We start from the raw sequence: 15,720 nt of genomic DNA, 5'->3' as shown, positions 1-15,720 counted from the left end.
TAAGGGCGAAGGAGGTGAGACAGATGGCAGCATATCGAGAAGCGGCGACGATGTTTTATTTGGACACCCGGCGACAAGTCGACGGCAAAGAGAAAAAGCAACTCGTTCGCTACGGACCGCTTGGAGGTCAAATGGATGAGGCACGGATGAAACAGTTCGGTGACCTGATGACGGCACTCTTGGATGTCGAATCCGTTACCTACATCGTGGCGCAGGAATTTCTAGTGTATTAACAGGGAGGACTTATGAACAACCTTACTCGTCCCGCCGATCCCCGGCACGATGAGCAGGTGGTCACATGAGTTGGCCCGAGCTCATCTCAAATCTCGGGTTCCCCATCGTCGTCTCGCTCTATTTACTGCATCGGATTGAGACGAAGCTCGATCGCATGATTCAATTGCTCGAGCGAATGGATACCTCGACCGTATCAGAAACCTAATCCCCTATCGAAAGGAGCCATCCCCCTATGGCTGTCTTAACTGAAAAGAAAGCAACGCTCGTCTTGACGACACACCATGACCTACAAACGGCAAAACCGACGAAAAAAGCACAACGATTCGGTCCGATTCGTGCGGATCTGACAGCAGAAACGGTCGATGCATTCGGCCGCCTCATGATTGACCTCGTCATTCAAGAGGACGCGGACCTCGGCATCATCCGTGAATACGATTTAGTCTAACCCACACCCTAAGGAGGAGAATCATCCATGACTGACACAAAACTTGAAATCTCATTTTTAGATACATTCCATAAAGTGGTACGCTTCCGCTTGAACAACGTGAAACAGCCGGTCGACGCTCAGAAAGTAGAAGCGCTCGCCGACTTCATCGTCGCCAACGACCCACTCGCGAAGAACGTGATGGGGTGGACCGAAATCAAGATGATTGAAGGTACGCAGACCGTACTGAGTGAGAAGTAATCGATTGAAAGGCGACTCTTGCAGTTTGAGTCGCCTTTTTTAAGTTTGGTCAATCCCCTTCATTATTTTCTGAAAATTGTCGATAGTATAGGAAACACTGCATGATTGAGAGGGGAATACATAGATGGCATGGAAATCAACATGGTCAAAGGCACTGAGCCGAATCAAACGAAAACCGACATGGACGTGGAAACCGACACTCAAGTGGAAGCGCGGAGAGAAGCGTGAACGCACGACATCTTTCGGAACGAATGTCGGGAAGAATTTGACGATTCGTCAAAAACTGTGGGGACTCGTCCTCATCTCACTCGTCATGGTCATTGGCGTCGGCGGTTACGCGTTATTTTCAATGAGTGATGCGAACCGTCAAGCGGACGATATCGTCAACAACTGGAACAAAGGGCTCGATTACGCCCACGAACTCAATACGCTCGCTGCGAACTATCGCACGCTCGAGCTCGACCATATCGTCTCGGAGGATGCGGCGAAGAAGGAAGAGCTCACGGCGCAGATGAAAGAGATTCGGGATAAAATCAATACGATCGCACCGAAGTACGAAGCACGGGCCGTAAACGCGGAAGACAAGGAACTCTTTACAAACTTCTCGCGTCAATGGGAAATGTATCAGCGTGTCTCGGACAACATGTTGACGTTCAGCTCGACAGGCAACACGGGTATGGCACGTTCATACTATGATGCGCAGTCGCAGTCGACATATGATAACTTTACCCAAAAATTAGCGGACCTCGTCGATTACAACTCAGAAGGGTCACAGCGCGTCGGGAAAGACATGGAGCGTAAATTCATGCAGTCTCTCATGGCGTTGATCGCCGTGACGGTCGGTGCTGTGGCGATTCTCTTATTCTTAGGGTTCAGTTTGTTACGTTCAATCATCCGCCCGATGCAAACGTTGCAGACACGCTTTGATGAACTTGCGACACAAGGCGGGGATTTGACGATGACGATTCCCGTCACGTCAAACGATGAAATCGCGCAAGTCAGTCGTTCGTTCAACACGTTCCTCGGTACACTTCGCGAAATCATGATCGATGTCGATGAGACGGCGAAAGTCGTCCTCTCGTCTTCAAAAGACGTATCCGCTGAAGTGACACGACTCAGTCACTATATGGAAGAGACGTCGGGTACGGTCGAAGAATTGACGGCTGGTATGGAAGAGACGGCAGCTTCATCGCAAGAAATGAGTGCCTCGACGACAGAAATGGGTAGTTCGATCGATTCAATCGTCGACTTATCTAATGAAAGTGCCGAAACAGCGAATCGTGTCGAGACGCGGGCTCACCAAATGCGTGAACAAGCCGTCGTCTCGAAGACGGAAGCAGTGACAATTATCGAGAAGAAACAAGTCGAACTCGCGGAAGCCATCAAAGGAGCACAGTCGGTCGAAGAGATTCGCGTCTTGACGACGGCGATTCTAGCGATTGCCGACCAGACGAACTTGCTCGCCTTGAACGCATCGATTGAAGCGGCACGGGCAGGGGAAGCGGGTCGCGGATTCGCGGTCGTCGCATCCGAGATTCGCAAACTGGCAGAAAACTCACGTCAGACGGTCAACGAGATTCGTGACGTGTCGAACACGGTCATCGATTCGGTCGAACGACTCAATGCGAGCTCAGAAGACATGTTGACATTCCTCAATACGAAAGTCATGGCCGACTACGATCGGCTTGAAGAATCTGCGACGCAATACGAACAGGATGCGACAGTATTCGGTGAGACGGCGAAGACGTTCGAAGGCAATGCGCTTCAGCTTCGCCATATGACGGACAACATTCTTGGGGTCATCCAGGAAGTGGCGACGACCGTGACAGAAGGCGCGGACGGTACGCAGTCCATCTCAGAGAAAGTCCAGTTGTCAGTCGAGCGCTTCAACGACGTTCAGGCGAAGATGGGCGAAACGGAAAAACGGGCGACCGAACTCTCGAATCGCGTGGCGCAATTCAAGCTATAAGCAAGTCTCAGAACCAGGCAGATGTCTGGTTCTTTTTGTTTCTCCCACGAAAAATAAAAAGATAGGTCAATACGTAAATGAATTTCAAATTGTTGGTACAAATTAGGCTGTACCATCCGATATAAAAATGGCAGTAAATAAAAGCAGATAGAAAAAGAGGTGGAAGAGGAGAGGTCTCCTCGTAGTACGTGAAAAAGATGTGGAACACATGGACGTTATCAAAAAAAATCATGGCAAGTGTCGGCTTGATCTTGGTTCTGACATTGGTCGGGATGGCCTATAATCTGTGGACGCTCGATCGGATGACAAGTCAGTATGAGCACATGATTTCAAACGATGTCATGAAAATGAAAGCGGCGGACGACTTGGCGCTCGGGATGGTGCGTCAGGCGTACGGTGTACGTGGGTATGTGCTGGTACAAGACGATGAACGGAAACAACAAATCACCCAGGGTGGGGAAGAAAAGAAAGCCGCCATCGAATCGTTGATTGAACTCGCGGACAACGAGTCCGAACGAAAAGAATTTGAAGCGTTACTCGAATATGCGACTGGCTATGACGAGTTGGCGACACAAGCCATCACGGCGATTGACTCAAAAGATCAAGAAGCAATCGATCGTTTGACGCTCCGTCTCATGCCGGACGTGACAAAGTCGATTTCATCGACCGGTGAAGCATTGCAGGCCGAAACGGAAGAGAAGATGCTTTCGATGCAAACGGATCTCCAAGAAGCGAGTCAGCGTGCCTTCTGGTACTCGGTCGTCATCGCCATCGTCAGTTTTATCCTGACCATGGGCGCCGGATATGCCATCAGCCATATGGTGACGGCACCGCTCCGTTTCTTAGCAAAAGAAGTGGACGTGGTGGCGGAAGGTGATTTGACACGTGAGGACCTTCAAGCGCGCACACAAGATGAAATCGGACAATTGATGACCGGCTTCAACCGCATGAAAGGCAACTTGCGTGAACTGATTGACCGCGTCACCCAAAACGCACAGGAAATCACAGCACAATCGGAAGAACTGTATGCGAGCACGGAAGAGATGGCGTCACAGACGGAGGAAACGACACGTCTCATCGACCGAATCGTGGACGAAACGATTGCGCAGGCGAAAGAAGCGACGGGAACGTCGCAAGCGGTCGCAGCAGCAGATGAAGGCATCGGCAAAATTGCCGGGTCCATCGGCTCGATTGACGATGACGTGTCACAAAGTTTGAAGCTCGCCGAAGAAGGTGGTGCGACGATGGTTCAGGCGAAAGATGAGGTGCTCGCACTCGAGCGGGAGACACGTCGGACGGGAGAATCGATTTCGGCACTGAAACAACAGTCTGACGAGATCGCCCTCATCACCGAGGTCATCCAATCCATTACCGACCAGACGAACTTATTGGCATTGAACGCGGCCATCGAAGCGGCACGTGCCGGTGAACAAGGAAAAGGGTTCGCCGTCGTCGCAGAGGAAGTACGTAAGCTGGCCGAGCAGTCGAAACAGTCGGCGACACAAATCGCCGGATTGATCGAGTCGATTCAGGCACAGTCAAACGCCGTTCTCGACCAGCACGTCGTCAGTGCGAAACGCGTCGAGACGAACACGTTGTTGCTCGAACGAGCGACACGTGCGTTCGAACAGATTGTCAGTCAGCTCGAGACATCAGTCGACAACACGTCACATATCCGCATCGCATCGCATGAGATTGCGGAGACGACGAAACAAGTCGCAACGTCCTCTCAACAAATGTCACAAGACAGTGAAGGGATGGCCGACACAATGCGTACGGTCGGTGAGACGGCTGACGCCCAACTCGCGATGATCCAAGAATTGAACGGGGTCGCTGAATCACTCGGCAATATGACGAGTGACCTGCAGACACTGATTGGTCGATTCACGACATAAGTTGAAAGCCCTGTCTCCCTGGAGTCAGGGCTTTTCATTCACATCGGAACGATTCGCGATGAAGAAAGTGGGGAATCAACAACAAGGTAAACGACAAAAAGGAGTGGATTATATGAAGTATACGGTCATTACAGGAGCTAGTTCAGGAATCGGCTATGAGACAGCGAAGCTACTCGCCGAAAAAGGCAAGTCGCTTGTGCTCGTCGCAAGACGGAAAGAAGAGCTTGAGTCGCTACGTGATGAGATCAAATCCATCTCGCCAGATAGTGATGTCATCATCAAATCGACCGACCTATCATATAGCGAAAACGTGTATGGTCTCTATGAATCGCTCGCGGACCTCGATATCGAAACGTGGATCAACAACGCCGGATTCGGGGATGCGGATCTCATCAAAGATGTCGACCTCGGTAAAATCGAGAACATGATTCGTCTGAATATCGAAGCGCTCACCGTCTTATCGAGTCTATACGTCCGAGATTATCATGACGTCGAAGGGGCGCAACTGTTGAACGTGTCGTCTGTCGGGGGCTATCGGATCGTCCCGAACTCGGTCACGTATTGTGCGACGAAGTTCTTCGTGAGTGCGTATACGGAAGGGCTCGCGCAAGAGTTGAAGCAGAGTGATGCCAAGCTTCGGGCGAAAGTACTCGCACCGGCTGCAACCGAAACGAGTTTCGCCGACCGGGCTCGCGATACGGAAGGGTTCGACTATAGCGAGAACGTCGCAAAGTATCACACGGCGCGCGAGATGGCAGAATTCCTATGGGAGTTACTTGAAGGCGACGAAGTCGTCGGGATTGTCGATCCGGAGGACTACTCGTTCAGCCTGCGCGGACCGATTAAACCGTATGCCGGATAAACAAAAACATCACGCCGCGCTGAACTGCTCCCCGTCAAGTAGACAGGGTAAATAATGAAAACCAGCCTAAACGGCTTGAGACCTGTATTCGACAGGGCTCAAGCCGTTCAGTCGTTTCTGGAGACGATCGTGGTTGTAGAACGATATGTAGTTCTCGATGGCCGATGTGAGTTCGCTATAGGCCTGGAACTCACGCAAGTAGTACATCTCCACTTTCAAGGTGCCCCAAAAACTCTCGATCGGGGCGTTGTCGATGCAACGTCCGACCCGGGACATGCTTCGGGTCATTCCCGCATCTTCTACCATCCGTTTGAACCCTCTCGAGGTATATTGGAACCCTTGGTTGCTATGGATCATCGGACGTGTTCCTGTACGGAGCCCCGCGATGGCTGGCATCATCGTATGGAACACGAGCCCGTTGTTGTTGGACCTCCCGATGCGATAGGCGACGATTGAGCCGTCATACAGGTCGATGATCGCGCTCAGGTAGGCCTTCTTCCCGGCGCCGTATTTGAACTCGGTGACGTCGGTGCACCATTTCTCGTCTGGCCGGGATGCACTGAATTCTCGGTTCATCAGGTTCTCGGCCACATGTTGTGGCGTTGATTTCTTATGTCTCTTCCGCTTCCGGCGGATGATCGATTGGATCCCATGGATATGCATCAAGCGATAGATCCGCTTTTCATTGAACGGGGACAGGCTCTGTTGCCGGCGCAGCCGATTGATGGTCATCGTGATCCGACGGTACCCGTATGTGCCGTTCGCCTGGTCATAGAGTAGACGAATGTCCTCCAGAAGCTTCTCGTTCTCTTCTTGACGCACCGGTATGGTACGATTCAACCATTTGTAATAGGCCGCCCGTGAGATGTCGGCGACTCGACAGAGGAGCACGATCGAAAGGGCCTCCTCTTCGTTCAATTCTTTGATGGCGATATATCGTTGCTGTAGCCGTACCTGGCTGATCACGACTTCCTCTCGATCTCCTCCAACTTTTTTAGAAACAAGATGTCCGCACGAAGAAGTTCGTTCTCAAGCTCCATTTGCTGGATACGGCGCTTAAGCTTCTCTTCTTCGCTTAGTTCGTCCTCTGGCTTCGTACGCCCACGGCGGTCCACGAGCGCCTCTGCCCCGCCCGTGTCATACTTTTTGATCCAGCCATAGACCTGGGCATAGGACACCTGAAATTGTTCCGCGGTCTGCTGGTAGTTGCGTCCATTCTCCAAACAATACTTCACGATCTCAAGGCGCTCTTCGAATGTAGTTTTTCTTCCTTTTGTCATAGCTCGATCCATTCCTTTTCTCGAATCTGTTAACTCGCTATGACTAGTATACTTCTTAATCCATTTACGAAGAACAGACCAATTACTGATCTGATACTTGGAGAGTACCTCCATTCTAGTGAACCCATCGAGATAGTCGCGGACGGCCGCGATTTTCAGTTCCTTAGTGTAAGATTTCCATGCCTTCGATTCCTTCAACGCATCGATCCCACCGGTATCGAATTTCACTTTCCACACCTGGAGGGTGTGCCTAGAGACGCCATGAGCCCCCATGATTTCCTTCCAAGTATATGTTTCTTCTTCCATCATGCGCAGCGCACTCAATTTTTGTTCGATCGTATGCCGACTTCTCGCCATAAAAAACACTCCCCAATAGATAAACAGATTTTTTATTTCATCTGTCTACCTATTGGGGAGCATATCACGCTGGCGTGATGTTTTTTCATGACGTCGGTACAGAGTAACCACCCGTGAAGCGGTGTGTCAGGCGACGTGTCCAGTAACGCAACCGAAGGCGCCACACATAGAGCTGCGACGTGTTCGGAAGAATGACGTTGTCGACGTATTCCGCGAACATGTGACGGAACATCCGCTCTTCACTGCGGTCATAAGTCGCACTCCACATCCCGTGATTCTCGACTTCTAGGAGCATCCAAATCATCTCGTCGGTAAGCGGGTCATCGTCCTTCAACTCGGCCGTCAGTGCAGCGAAACGATGGCTACACATAGACGCGTATAAGGAATGGGCATGCGGGTCATGCGGATTTAATGCTAAGTAACCGCTCGAAGTCTTCATCAGTTCATCGACCATATCGAGCGGAATGTCGTCATACACTTGGAAAAATTCGAGCAACATTGGGACGGTGTCCGGGCCGAATCCGGCTAGACGGACATAGTTCATGATATGAAGACCGGCCTCGCCATGGAACTTGCGGTCGAAGTAGTGGACGGCAAGGGCGCGATGCATGATCGGGACGTCCGGATAGCGTTCGACGCCACGGAGAAAGTGTTGTTCCGCTTCGAACGTGAACCCGGTGTCTTCACTGACGAACCCTTTCAACATATGAAGAATGTAGTGATCGCCGAGCGCGCTCGCTTTGTCGAGCCACGGTTTGGCCGAATCAGTGTCACCTTCTCGAATGTATGGATAAGCGCGCATCGCCGGGAAGAATGGGTCATCCGGGAATGCGGTCTCGCCACGTGTTGCCATGTCATTGATGGCTTCAGCGTTATAAGCTTCTGTTAATTCTGCGAGGAGCATCATCTCAAGGAACGTGCGCTGGAACTCTGGGGTGTGTAAATCGATCGTTTGTGTCATAGGGTGTCCTCCTCACAAGTACTGGTGTCGCTCTATTATACTTGTTCTTGTAACAGGCGAGTAGCATCTTTTGTAAAAACGGGAAATGGAAAGGTAGGACTGGAAAGGAGGGGGAAGACATGGCGACGTTCACTGGATATGTCGCAGAGGTGATGGAGGAAAAAATCCGCGTCACGCCGACGCGGGAAGCGGAACCGTTTGATGGCATCGTGTTTCATGTAGCGAGACCTCTTTTGGACGAGACACCGCTTCTCGTCGGGCAACAGGTTCGAGTCGAGCATGATGAACGATTGACACGCTCCTTGCCGCCACAAACAACGGCATATCGAATCGTTGTGTTATGATGAGGACGAGGTGAATGACATGGGACAACGGAACTTTCTATGGCTCGGAGCCGTCGTCGGCTTCAGTGCCCTCGTCGTCTGGTTGTTGCAAGATGCGCTCCCGTTCTGGGCGCTGTCGATTCTGCTTCTGGTATTAGGAGCGGTACTCGGCAATCTCCAACGACGCTTCACACGTGACGAATAACGAGCACTCCATCATTCGGATGGGGTGCTCGTGTCGTTTTCCTCTTCAATCGGTTCTTCTGGATCGTCTTCGACGATGGAGTCCTCATCCCCGTCTGGTTCGAGTGTCGTCGGTTCTTCTGGCTCCGTTGGCTCTTCCGGTTCGGTCGGTTCCTCCGGCTCCGTCACCGGGGGATCGTCTTCAATCGGCTCTTCCGTTTCCGGTGGGTCCGTCGGTTCCTCTGGTTCGCTCGGCGGTTCCGCAGGCTCTTCTGGCGTCACTTCCGGTGTCGTCGGTTCGGGCTCTTCCACAACCTCCTCTTCGACTTCTTCCTCGACCGGTGCCTCCGGTTCAGTGGCCGGTGGGATTTCAGGTTGCGCCTCAAGAATAGGGGGTGCTTCCGGAACGACGACCGGTTCTTCGGTCAAATCTGGTTTGATCGGTTCGACCGGTGCGAGTTCGATAGGTGGCGGTGCCGGTGCATCTTTTGCGATGAACGTCCGGATGTCTTGTTCAAATAGTGCAGTCGGTAAGGCGATTCCACGCAAATGGATGGCGACGACTCGACCGGATGCTGAAAGGAGTGGACTGCCATACGCATGACGAGGTAATTTAAAGTTTCGGCTATAGCCGTTCTCGGCGAAGGTGACCGTCCCGTTGATGCGTTCTTGCATCGTCAATGTGATCAACGTCTCATCCTCTGCTGCAATCGCTTGCGTGAGGGTGTATGGTGTATTCTCCGTCTCTTCGATTCGAATGACAGCAATGAGATTCGTCCGACCGACGACGGTGCCCGATACGGCCTGCCCTTCATGGTACATGATGATATTCGTCAATCCAGCCACATTCGAGGCGGCTGTGACGACATCGCGTGAACTCACCAAAAATCCCGTCCCGTAACTGACGGTGAAGAGGCTATCTTGTAGTGCGGCGAAATCGACCGGTGTCGCTTCGTCAGCGGAGACCGTATCTTCCCCAATCGGCAAGTTGACCTGATCGGCGAGCGAGTCGGTCGAACGTAGCATGTCCGTGAAATAGGCGTTTCCAATGAAGGTGACAAAGGCAATGAGTGCGATAGCGAATGGGACGGCAAATAACCAAATCGTGCGACGTGAGCGGCGGCCACACGTCGGACAGATCGTTTTCGATCGTGTCTTCTTTCCGCAGTGGGGACAAGTCACAGGGGCACCTTCTTTCTATAAAGTTCGATGCTATGCTTATTCCTTCATTTGGAAAGAGGTAAACAAATATTTTGGAGGGGTCACACATTATACGTCACATGATAAAATCTTCAAAAGATATAGGGGGAAATCCAATGAAATTCATCATCTTATTTGGTCCGCAAGCCGTCGGCAAGATGACGGTCGGGCAGGCGCTCGCCGACAAAACCGGGCTGAAATTATTCCATAACCATATGACGATCGACCTCGTCGGACCGTTCTTCAATTACGGGACGCCGGAAGGGAAGCGACTCGTCCAACACTTTCGTCAAGAACTGTTCGAGGCGGTCGCCAAGAGTGATTTACCCGGCATGATTTTCACGTTCGTCTGGGCGTTTGACATGCAGGAGGACTGGGATTACGTGAAGAAGGTGACGGACTTGTTCGAGTCACACGGGGCGGACATCTATTACGTCGAGCTCGAGGCCGAGATGGAGGAGCGCCTCGCGCGCAATACGACGGAGAACCGTCTTACCCATAAACCGTCGAAGCGTGACATCGCTTGGTCCGAGGCAGAACTGAAGCAGACGGCGACGATGTATCGATTGAACTCACGTCCGGGGGAATTAGACGTCGAGCATTATCTTCGGATCGATAACACGAACTTAAGTCCGGAAGAGACGGCGGCACAGATTCAACAAGCGTTCGACCTATGAAAAAGCGGGTCCCCGTGAAAGGGAACCCGCTTTTGTCATGCCCACCAGTTGGGGCGTTCATAGTCGATTAACACCTGTTTTTCGAGGAGGCGTGGCTCGAGGTAAGACGTGACGCTCGGAAGACGATCATCGAGGTCAGCCGGATGGACCATCACTTCGATGGATCCACCTGGTTCGATGGCGTCGAGCGTCGCATGGGAGACGCCATCCGCGTAGAACTGATCACTGAACCGTTCGGTCACCCACAAGTCTCGGCGTGACCCGAGCGTCGTTAAGGCCCGAAACGTCGTGTCGTATTCTTCAGCGAGACGAATGATGACGTCGTGCAGAACCGGCCAACCGTGAATGTGATGGTGGCTGTCGAGATGGTCGAGCGGAAGTCCGGTCGCAAGGAACGCCTCGATTTGGGCTCTCCACTCCAGATAGACGAGCTCCGGGTCAGGCGAGTCTTCAGTCAAGAAACGGCTCGTGTAGCGGAACGTGCCGTCTGCTTTCGTGAGAGGGGCGCTCGTATCGGCGAGCGGTTTGCCCCAAGATAAGACGAGATGGACCCCGACGCGGAGCGACGGATGTTGTTTCGCGAGTCGGACCGCTTCCTCGACGGCATACCCGTTCATGATCATCGTCGCCGAATTGACGATTCCATTCACGTGACTGTCGAGTGTGCCGGCGTTCACACCTGACGTCAAGCCGAAGTCATCCGCGTTGACCAAGACGAACGTGTTAGGCATTGACGAGACCGAGTGCCTGGTCAAGGACCAGGTCACCTTTCATCATCCCGTACGCCATGTTGTCGATGACTGCGACCGGTACGTCGACGGACGACTTGATTTTGCCTTCGAGGTAGCGGACTTGGGGTCCGATCAAGATGACGTCGACGTTCGACTGTTCTTTCAAGCGCGACTCTGGAATCGCGTCAATGGATGCGTCGAGTCCGCGTGCAGCAGCTTCTTTCCGCATTTTTTCCACTAAGATTGATGTCGACATTCCTGCCGAGCAGACGAGTAAGATGTTCATGTCGTTTCCTCCAATCGATTCAAACGGGTGATCATGTCAATCATTTCGACGGCGAGCTCTTTCACGGTCATCGCCGTCATGAGGTGGTCTTGCGCGTGGACGAGGAGGACGCTCATGTCGCTCGTCGTCCCCCGTGCCTCTTCTTGTAACAGCTCCGTTTGTAGTTTGTGCGCGTCCAAGAAGGCCGCATCGGCTTCTTTCAACTTTGCCGCCGCTTCGTTCGCTTCACCGCGTTTCGCGGCAGCGATGGCCTCGAATGCGGAGGAGCGTGCATTTCCGGCATGTAAGATAATCATAAACGAGAGTTCTTGGATGGTTTCGGTTTTCACGAAATCTTTTCTCCTTCCTCAGTCGCAGCTTTGTTTTTATTGATTTCGGCTGTCATCGCCTTCGCTCCTGCCATGACAAATGGGATATACATCGCTGTGGCAATCGACAAGTTGACGATTTGGAGCAAGACGCCGCGGACGCTACCGCCTGTGACCAAGTAGCCGCTAATGATCGGTGGCGTTGTCCAAGGGACGATGGCGACCGTCTTCGGAACCATGCTTGTCGAGAGCGCGACGTACGAGATGATTGTGAGCGTGACCGGCACTAAAATGAACGGTACGAGCATGATCGGGTTCAATACGATCGGAAGACCGAAGATTACCGGTTCGTTGATGTTGAAGAGTCCAGCTGGCGTCGACAGTTTGGCGACTTGGTGATACGGGTGATTCCGTTGTTTGCGGACGACGATGAAGATGGCGAGCAGGAGCGCGAACGTCGTACCCGATCCACCCATGAAGACGAACGCATCCAAGAACGGTTTTGTGACTGTGTACGGGACATCAAACGCTGACGTTCCGGCTTGGAAGGCAGCCAAGTTTTGCTCGATGAGCGGGAGATAGACCGGTTCGATGACCGAGCCGATGATGTTCGTCCCGTGAAGCCCGAAGAACCAAAGGATGTGGTTCAAGAAGGCGATCAGTAAGGCGGCCGGGAGTGAGTCACCAAATCCTTGGAGCGGTTCTTGAATCGCTTTGAAGATGACTTCAAATACACTGAGTTCGACGACGAGCGTCATGAAGAGCTGGAATCCTGCGACGACCGTCAAGATGATCATCGATGGGATGAGCGCTTGGAATGAACGGGTGACCCCACCCGGTACACCTTCTGGCATCTTGATCGTCAATTTCGTATTGATGAGGTAGCGGAACATTTCTGTGACGGCAATCGACACGATGATGGCGACGAAGAGTCCTTGTGCGCCGAGCCATGCGAAGTTGAGACCCCAGTCTTCAGTGACCGGTACGAGCATGATGTATGAGGCGAGCGACAAGATCCCCGCCGCGAGCCCGTCAATCCCGTATGAACGGGCCAAGTTATACCCGATCGAGAAGGCGATCAGGAGCCCGAGTATCGCGAAGGATGCGGTCCAAATGCTACCACCGAGTCCTTGCCAGTTTCCTTCACCGAACAGGTTGTTCATCGAACCGACGAAGTCGAGTGAGAGACCACCGATATTGACGGCTGGGAAGTTGTTGATGAGGACCGCGAGCGACCCGACGATGATGAGTGGCATGACGGAAACGAATCCGTCACGGATGGCGACTAAGTGCCTTTGGGACCCGATGCGTCCCGCGATTTCAATAAACTTGTTCATGAGTAAACCTCCTTCTTAAATTGGGGTAAGTACGCCTCGTGTGCTGTGAACAGCTCTTTGAGAAGCGGGTCGATCCGTTTCTCGTCTTGGATGAGCGGGTTCATGAGGCAGGCAAGATAGGCGTCCTCGTAAGAACCGGATACAGCCGCTTGGATGGCGAGCTGTTCGAACGTTTTTAAGTTCGTGATGAGTCCACGGATCGGGAGCGGCAACGCGCCGATGGAGATGGGGCGAGGACCGGACTTCGTGATGACGGCGTTCACTTCGATGACCGCGTCGTCTGGTAAATCTCGAATCGTGCCGTTATTGAGCGTGTTGACCGTCTGGATGTCACCGCGGTCGTTGTGAATCGAGTCCATCAAATTGCAGGCTGCGTCTGAATAGTAGGCGCCTCCACGTTTTTCAAGCTCTTCTGGTTTGACGGCGAGATCGACGTCTTTGTATTTCTCGAACAACTGGGCCTCGACTTCTTGCACGACTTCGGCACGGGTGCCGTTTTGTTCGTACGCCTCGAGGTCTTTCTTCAACACATTTTTCGTCTGGAAATAGTACTGGTGATACGGGTTCGGTAACATGCCGAGTGACGATAGGAACGATTCGCTCCAACCGAGCCCGACGATGTTCGCCGGCGAGTAGTCGTTGCCTGCGTTGAGCGAGGCGAGGACGTCACTCGTCCGGTCCACGCCGTCGACCCATACGTGACGGCCGAAGACGAAGTGGTTCAATCCGATAAATTCAATCGCGACTCGTTCGACAGGCGTCTCGAGGATCTCAGCGACCGAGTTTCGCATGTTGAACGGGATGTTGCAGACACCGATGACCTTCTTATGAGATGAGTGCTTGAGTACGGCCTCGGTGACGATGCCCGCCGGATTGGTGAAATTGACGAGCCAGGCGTCCGGACAAACCTCGGCGACTTCGTTTGCCAAGTCGATCAAGACGGGGATGGTACGGAATGCTTTGAATAATCCGCCTGCGCCGTTCGTCTCTTGCCCGATGAAGCCATGCTTGAGCGGGATGCGTTCATCGAGCGCACGTGCCTTGAGTCCACCGACCCGAATCTGTGTGGATACAAAATCTGCGCCGACGAGTGCGGCTCTTCGATCGAGCGTCCATCTGAGTGCGATCTCGGCGTTTGCCTTCTCAATCATCCGCTTGGCGAGACGACCGACGATCTCTAGTTTCTCCCTCCCTTCTTCGATATCGACGAGCACAATCTCCCGAACGGGGAACGTTGCCTGTCGATCAATCAATCCTTCGATGATTTCCGGGGTGTAACTCGACCCACCGCCGATGATGACGACCTTGACTGCCATGGTGCCAACTCCTCCTTTTGAAAGCGATTTCTTTTTGTCGTAACAAATATAACAAATGATACAAATGACCGCAATATAAATAATACAAATAATACAATTTGTTTTTTGTATTTGCATTTGTATGCTTGCTGTATCACAATAAAGGAACCAACCCAACGTAAAGGAGATGGAGATATGTCGCAATCGACGCTCCAAACCGCAATCAAGGATGAACTGCTGTCCCGCATCAAAAGTGGGCACTATAAAGAAGGGGAAAAGTTTCCGACTGAATACGCGCTTTGCGAGGAGTTCGATGTGAGCCGGACGACGGTGCGTGGCGCACTTAACCAGTTGACGACGGAAGGCTATCTGGTCCGTCAACAAGGCCGTGGGACGTTCGTCGCCGGGAAGAAAGTCCAACAGACGTTGTCGTACACGCCGAACAACTATGCGGCCCAGCTTGCCGTTCAAGGGAAACGTGGGCAAGTCGCCTTGATCGACATCTCGGTCATCTCGGCATCTGGTCAAATCGCTTCGGTATTTGAAGCGGAAGACAATGCCCCGATTCAAAAGATTGAGCGAATCCGTCATGCGGACGGGGAACCGACGCAGTATGAGGTCTCGTTCATCCCGTGGCAGATCGCACCGGGGATCACGAAAGAACAGGCGGAACATTCGCTCTTCCGGACACTGGCGGAGGTCCACGACGTGCATGTCGCCAAGACGACAGAGGCACTAGAGATTGCCTTAGCTGATGAGAAGGTGAGTGCGCTCCTCAACTGTCCACTCGGGTCACCGTGCTTCCATATCGAGACGGTGACAGAGGATGAGTCGGGACGAGCGATTGAATACTCACGCTCCTACTTCCGCGGAGACAAGACGAGCTTCGTCATCGAACGGAATTATAAGTGACCTACTCGCCACTTATTTGCTTCGCAAATTGAAGTGGGAGCTTCTTGGGAAGACCGTGCTTTTACCAGCCACAGTTGTTTACCAAGCTCGTCGGGCAGTCCCTGCCCTGAATGGTTGTCAGTCAGCCAACATCAACAGGTTGATGCTCGCGTTGATGTCACGGTCATGATGCGCGCCACAGGCACACGTCCATTCACGGACGTCCATCGCTTTCTTCTGACCTTT

Annotated in this window: 20 protein-coding genes; 11 read left to right on the top strand and 9 right to left on the bottom strand. The window is 52.6% G+C overall.

Annotated features, from left to right (window positions below):
- The first annotated feature begins 23 nt into the window (after positions 1 to 23).
- The 7 genes from KNO94_RS10750 (at position 24) to KNO94_RS10720 (ending at position 5,645) form a co-directional block, all read left to right on the top strand.
- A complete protein-coding gene (locus KNO94_RS10750; RefSeq protein ID WP_214779543.1) occupies positions 24 to 233 on the top strand; it encodes a hypothetical protein in 210 nt (69 codons plus the stop codon).
- 65 nt (positions 234 to 298) lie between these two features.
- Positions 299 to 439: a YvrJ family protein gene (locus KNO94_RS10745; RefSeq protein ID WP_012727209.1), complete on the top strand. Its 141-nt coding sequence runs from the start codon at positions 299 to 301 to the stop codon at positions 437 to 439.
- Positions 440 to 466: 27 nt separating this feature from the next.
- Positions 467 to 679 (top strand): hypothetical protein, encoded by a 213-nt coding sequence (locus KNO94_RS10740; protein WP_214741962.1) that lies wholly within the window; start codon positions 467 to 469, stop codon positions 677 to 679.
- Positions 680 to 706: 27 nt separating this feature from the next.
- Positions 707 to 919, top strand: coding sequence for a DUF2922 domain-containing protein (locus tag KNO94_RS10735; protein ID WP_214779541.1), 213 nt, complete (start codon positions 707 to 709; stop codon positions 917 to 919).
- Between the two features lie 124 nt (positions 920 to 1,043).
- Entirely contained in the window at positions 1,044 to 2,888 is a 1,845-nt protein-coding gene (locus tag KNO94_RS10730) for a methyl-accepting chemotaxis protein (RefSeq protein WP_214779539.1), read from the top strand.
- A 197-nt stretch (positions 2,889 to 3,085) separates the two neighbouring features.
- Positions 3,086 to 4,783, top strand: coding sequence for a methyl-accepting chemotaxis protein (locus KNO94_RS10725; RefSeq protein ID WP_214779537.1), 1,698 nt, complete (start codon positions 3,086 to 3,088; stop codon positions 4,781 to 4,783).
- Between the two features lie 112 nt (positions 4,784 to 4,895).
- Positions 4,896 to 5,645 carry an SDR family NAD(P)-dependent oxidoreductase gene (locus tag KNO94_RS10720; protein ID WP_078147538.1) on the top strand — a complete coding sequence of 250 codons (750 nt, stop codon included), beginning with the start codon at positions 4,896 to 4,898 and terminating at the stop codon, positions 5,643 to 5,645.
- Between the two features lie 66 nt (positions 5,646 to 5,711).
- Here the strand turns inward: KNO94_RS10720 and KNO94_RS10715 are convergent.
- Both KNO94_RS10715 and KNO94_RS10710 read right to left on the bottom strand, forming a co-directional pair.
- Positions 5,712 to 7,282 (bottom strand): IS3 family transposase gene (locus tag KNO94_RS10715; RefSeq protein ID WP_214779535.1). Its coding sequence is split into 2 segments (ribosomal slippage): positions 5,712 to 6,631 and positions 6,631 to 7,282, totalling 1,572 coding nucleotides; the frame shifts between segments, so codons are not numbered across the junction.
- A gap of 85 nt (positions 7,283 to 7,367) precedes the next feature.
- Entirely contained in the window at positions 7,368 to 8,243 is an 876-nt protein-coding gene (locus KNO94_RS10710; RefSeq protein WP_214779533.1) for a hypothetical protein, read from the bottom strand.
- Between the two features lie 119 nt (positions 8,244 to 8,362).
- Between KNO94_RS10710 and KNO94_RS10705 the strand changes: the two genes are divergently transcribed.
- Together KNO94_RS10705 and KNO94_RS10700 are read left to right on the top strand one after the other, a co-directional pair.
- Positions 8,363 to 8,587 (top strand): hypothetical protein, encoded by a 225-nt coding sequence (locus KNO94_RS10705; RefSeq protein ID WP_078147532.1) that lies wholly within the window; start codon positions 8,363 to 8,365, stop codon positions 8,585 to 8,587.
- Between the two features lie 19 nt (positions 8,588 to 8,606).
- Positions 8,607 to 8,771, top strand: coding sequence for a hypothetical protein (locus KNO94_RS10700; RefSeq protein ID WP_168169867.1), 165 nt, complete (start codon positions 8,607 to 8,609; stop codon positions 8,769 to 8,771).
- An 11-nt stretch (positions 8,772 to 8,782) separates the two neighbouring features.
- Here KNO94_RS10700 and KNO94_RS10695 read toward each other — a convergent pair whose 3' ends face one another.
- Positions 8,783 to 9,931, bottom strand: coding sequence for a S1 family serine peptidase (locus KNO94_RS10695; protein WP_214779531.1), 1,149 nt, complete (start codon positions 9,929 to 9,931; stop codon positions 8,783 to 8,785).
- Between the two features lie 134 nt (positions 9,932 to 10,065).
- Between KNO94_RS10695 and KNO94_RS10690 the strand changes: the two genes are divergently transcribed.
- Positions 10,066 to 10,626 carry an AAA family ATPase gene (locus tag KNO94_RS10690; protein ID WP_214779529.1) on the top strand — a complete coding sequence of 187 codons (561 nt, stop codon included), beginning with the start codon at positions 10,066 to 10,068 and terminating at the stop codon, positions 10,624 to 10,626.
- A gap of 35 nt (positions 10,627 to 10,661) precedes the next feature.
- Here the strand turns inward: KNO94_RS10690 and KNO94_RS10685 are convergent, their stop codons facing one another.
- The 5 genes from KNO94_RS10685 to KNO94_RS10665 are packed head-to-tail and all read right to left on the bottom strand — an operon-like array spanning position 10,662 to position 14,604.
- Positions 10,662 to 11,357 carry a carbohydrate deacetylase gene (locus KNO94_RS10685; RefSeq protein WP_214779528.1) on the bottom strand — a complete coding sequence of 232 codons (696 nt, stop codon included), beginning with the start codon at positions 11,355 to 11,357 and terminating at the stop codon, positions 10,662 to 10,664.
- Complete coding sequence (locus KNO94_RS10680) at positions 11,350 to 11,643, bottom strand: PTS sugar transporter subunit IIB (protein WP_012727190.1); 294 nt, start codon at positions 11,641 to 11,643, stop codon at positions 11,350 to 11,352. The genes KNO94_RS10685 and KNO94_RS10680 overlap by 8 nt, the downstream gene beginning before the upstream one ends.
- Positions 11,640 to 11,939 carry a PTS sugar transporter subunit IIA gene (locus KNO94_RS10675; protein ID WP_214779841.1) on the bottom strand — a complete coding sequence of 100 codons (300 nt, stop codon included), beginning with the start codon at positions 11,937 to 11,939 and terminating at the stop codon, positions 11,640 to 11,642. Before KNO94_RS10675 ends, KNO94_RS10680 begins: the two co-directional genes overlap by 4 nt.
- A 29-nt stretch (positions 11,940 to 11,968) precedes the next feature.
- Complete coding sequence (locus KNO94_RS10670) at positions 11,969 to 13,288, bottom strand: PTS sugar transporter subunit IIC (protein ID WP_214779526.1); 1,320 nt, start codon at positions 13,286 to 13,288, stop codon at positions 11,969 to 11,971.
- Positions 13,285 to 14,604 (bottom strand): 6-phospho-beta-glucosidase, encoded by a 1,320-nt coding sequence (locus KNO94_RS10665; protein ID WP_214779524.1) that lies wholly within the window; start codon positions 14,602 to 14,604, stop codon positions 13,285 to 13,287. The genes KNO94_RS10670 and KNO94_RS10665 overlap by 4 nt, the downstream gene beginning before the upstream one ends.
- A gap of 174 nt (positions 14,605 to 14,778) precedes the next feature.
- Between KNO94_RS10665 and KNO94_RS10660 the strand changes: the two genes are divergently transcribed.
- Positions 14,779 to 15,495, top strand: a complete 717-nt coding sequence (locus tag KNO94_RS10660) for a GntR family transcriptional regulator (protein WP_214779522.1) — start codon at positions 14,779 to 14,781, stop codon at positions 15,493 to 15,495.
- A 117-nt stretch (positions 15,496 to 15,612) separates the two neighbouring features.
- Here the strand turns inward: KNO94_RS10660 and KNO94_RS10655 are convergent.
- Positions 15,613 to 15,720, bottom strand: a 108-nt coding sequence (locus KNO94_RS10655) for a zinc ribbon domain-containing protein (protein ID WP_214779179.1), incomplete at its 5' end; no start/stop codon positions are given.

Origin of the sequence: Exiguobacterium sp. s22 (assembly GCF_018617455.1) — a bacterium.
In the GTDB taxonomy this organism is placed as follows: domain Bacteria; phylum Bacillota; class Bacilli; order Exiguobacteriales; family Exiguobacteriaceae; genus Exiguobacterium.
This window is presented reverse-complemented; position numbering and strand designations above follow the sequence as displayed.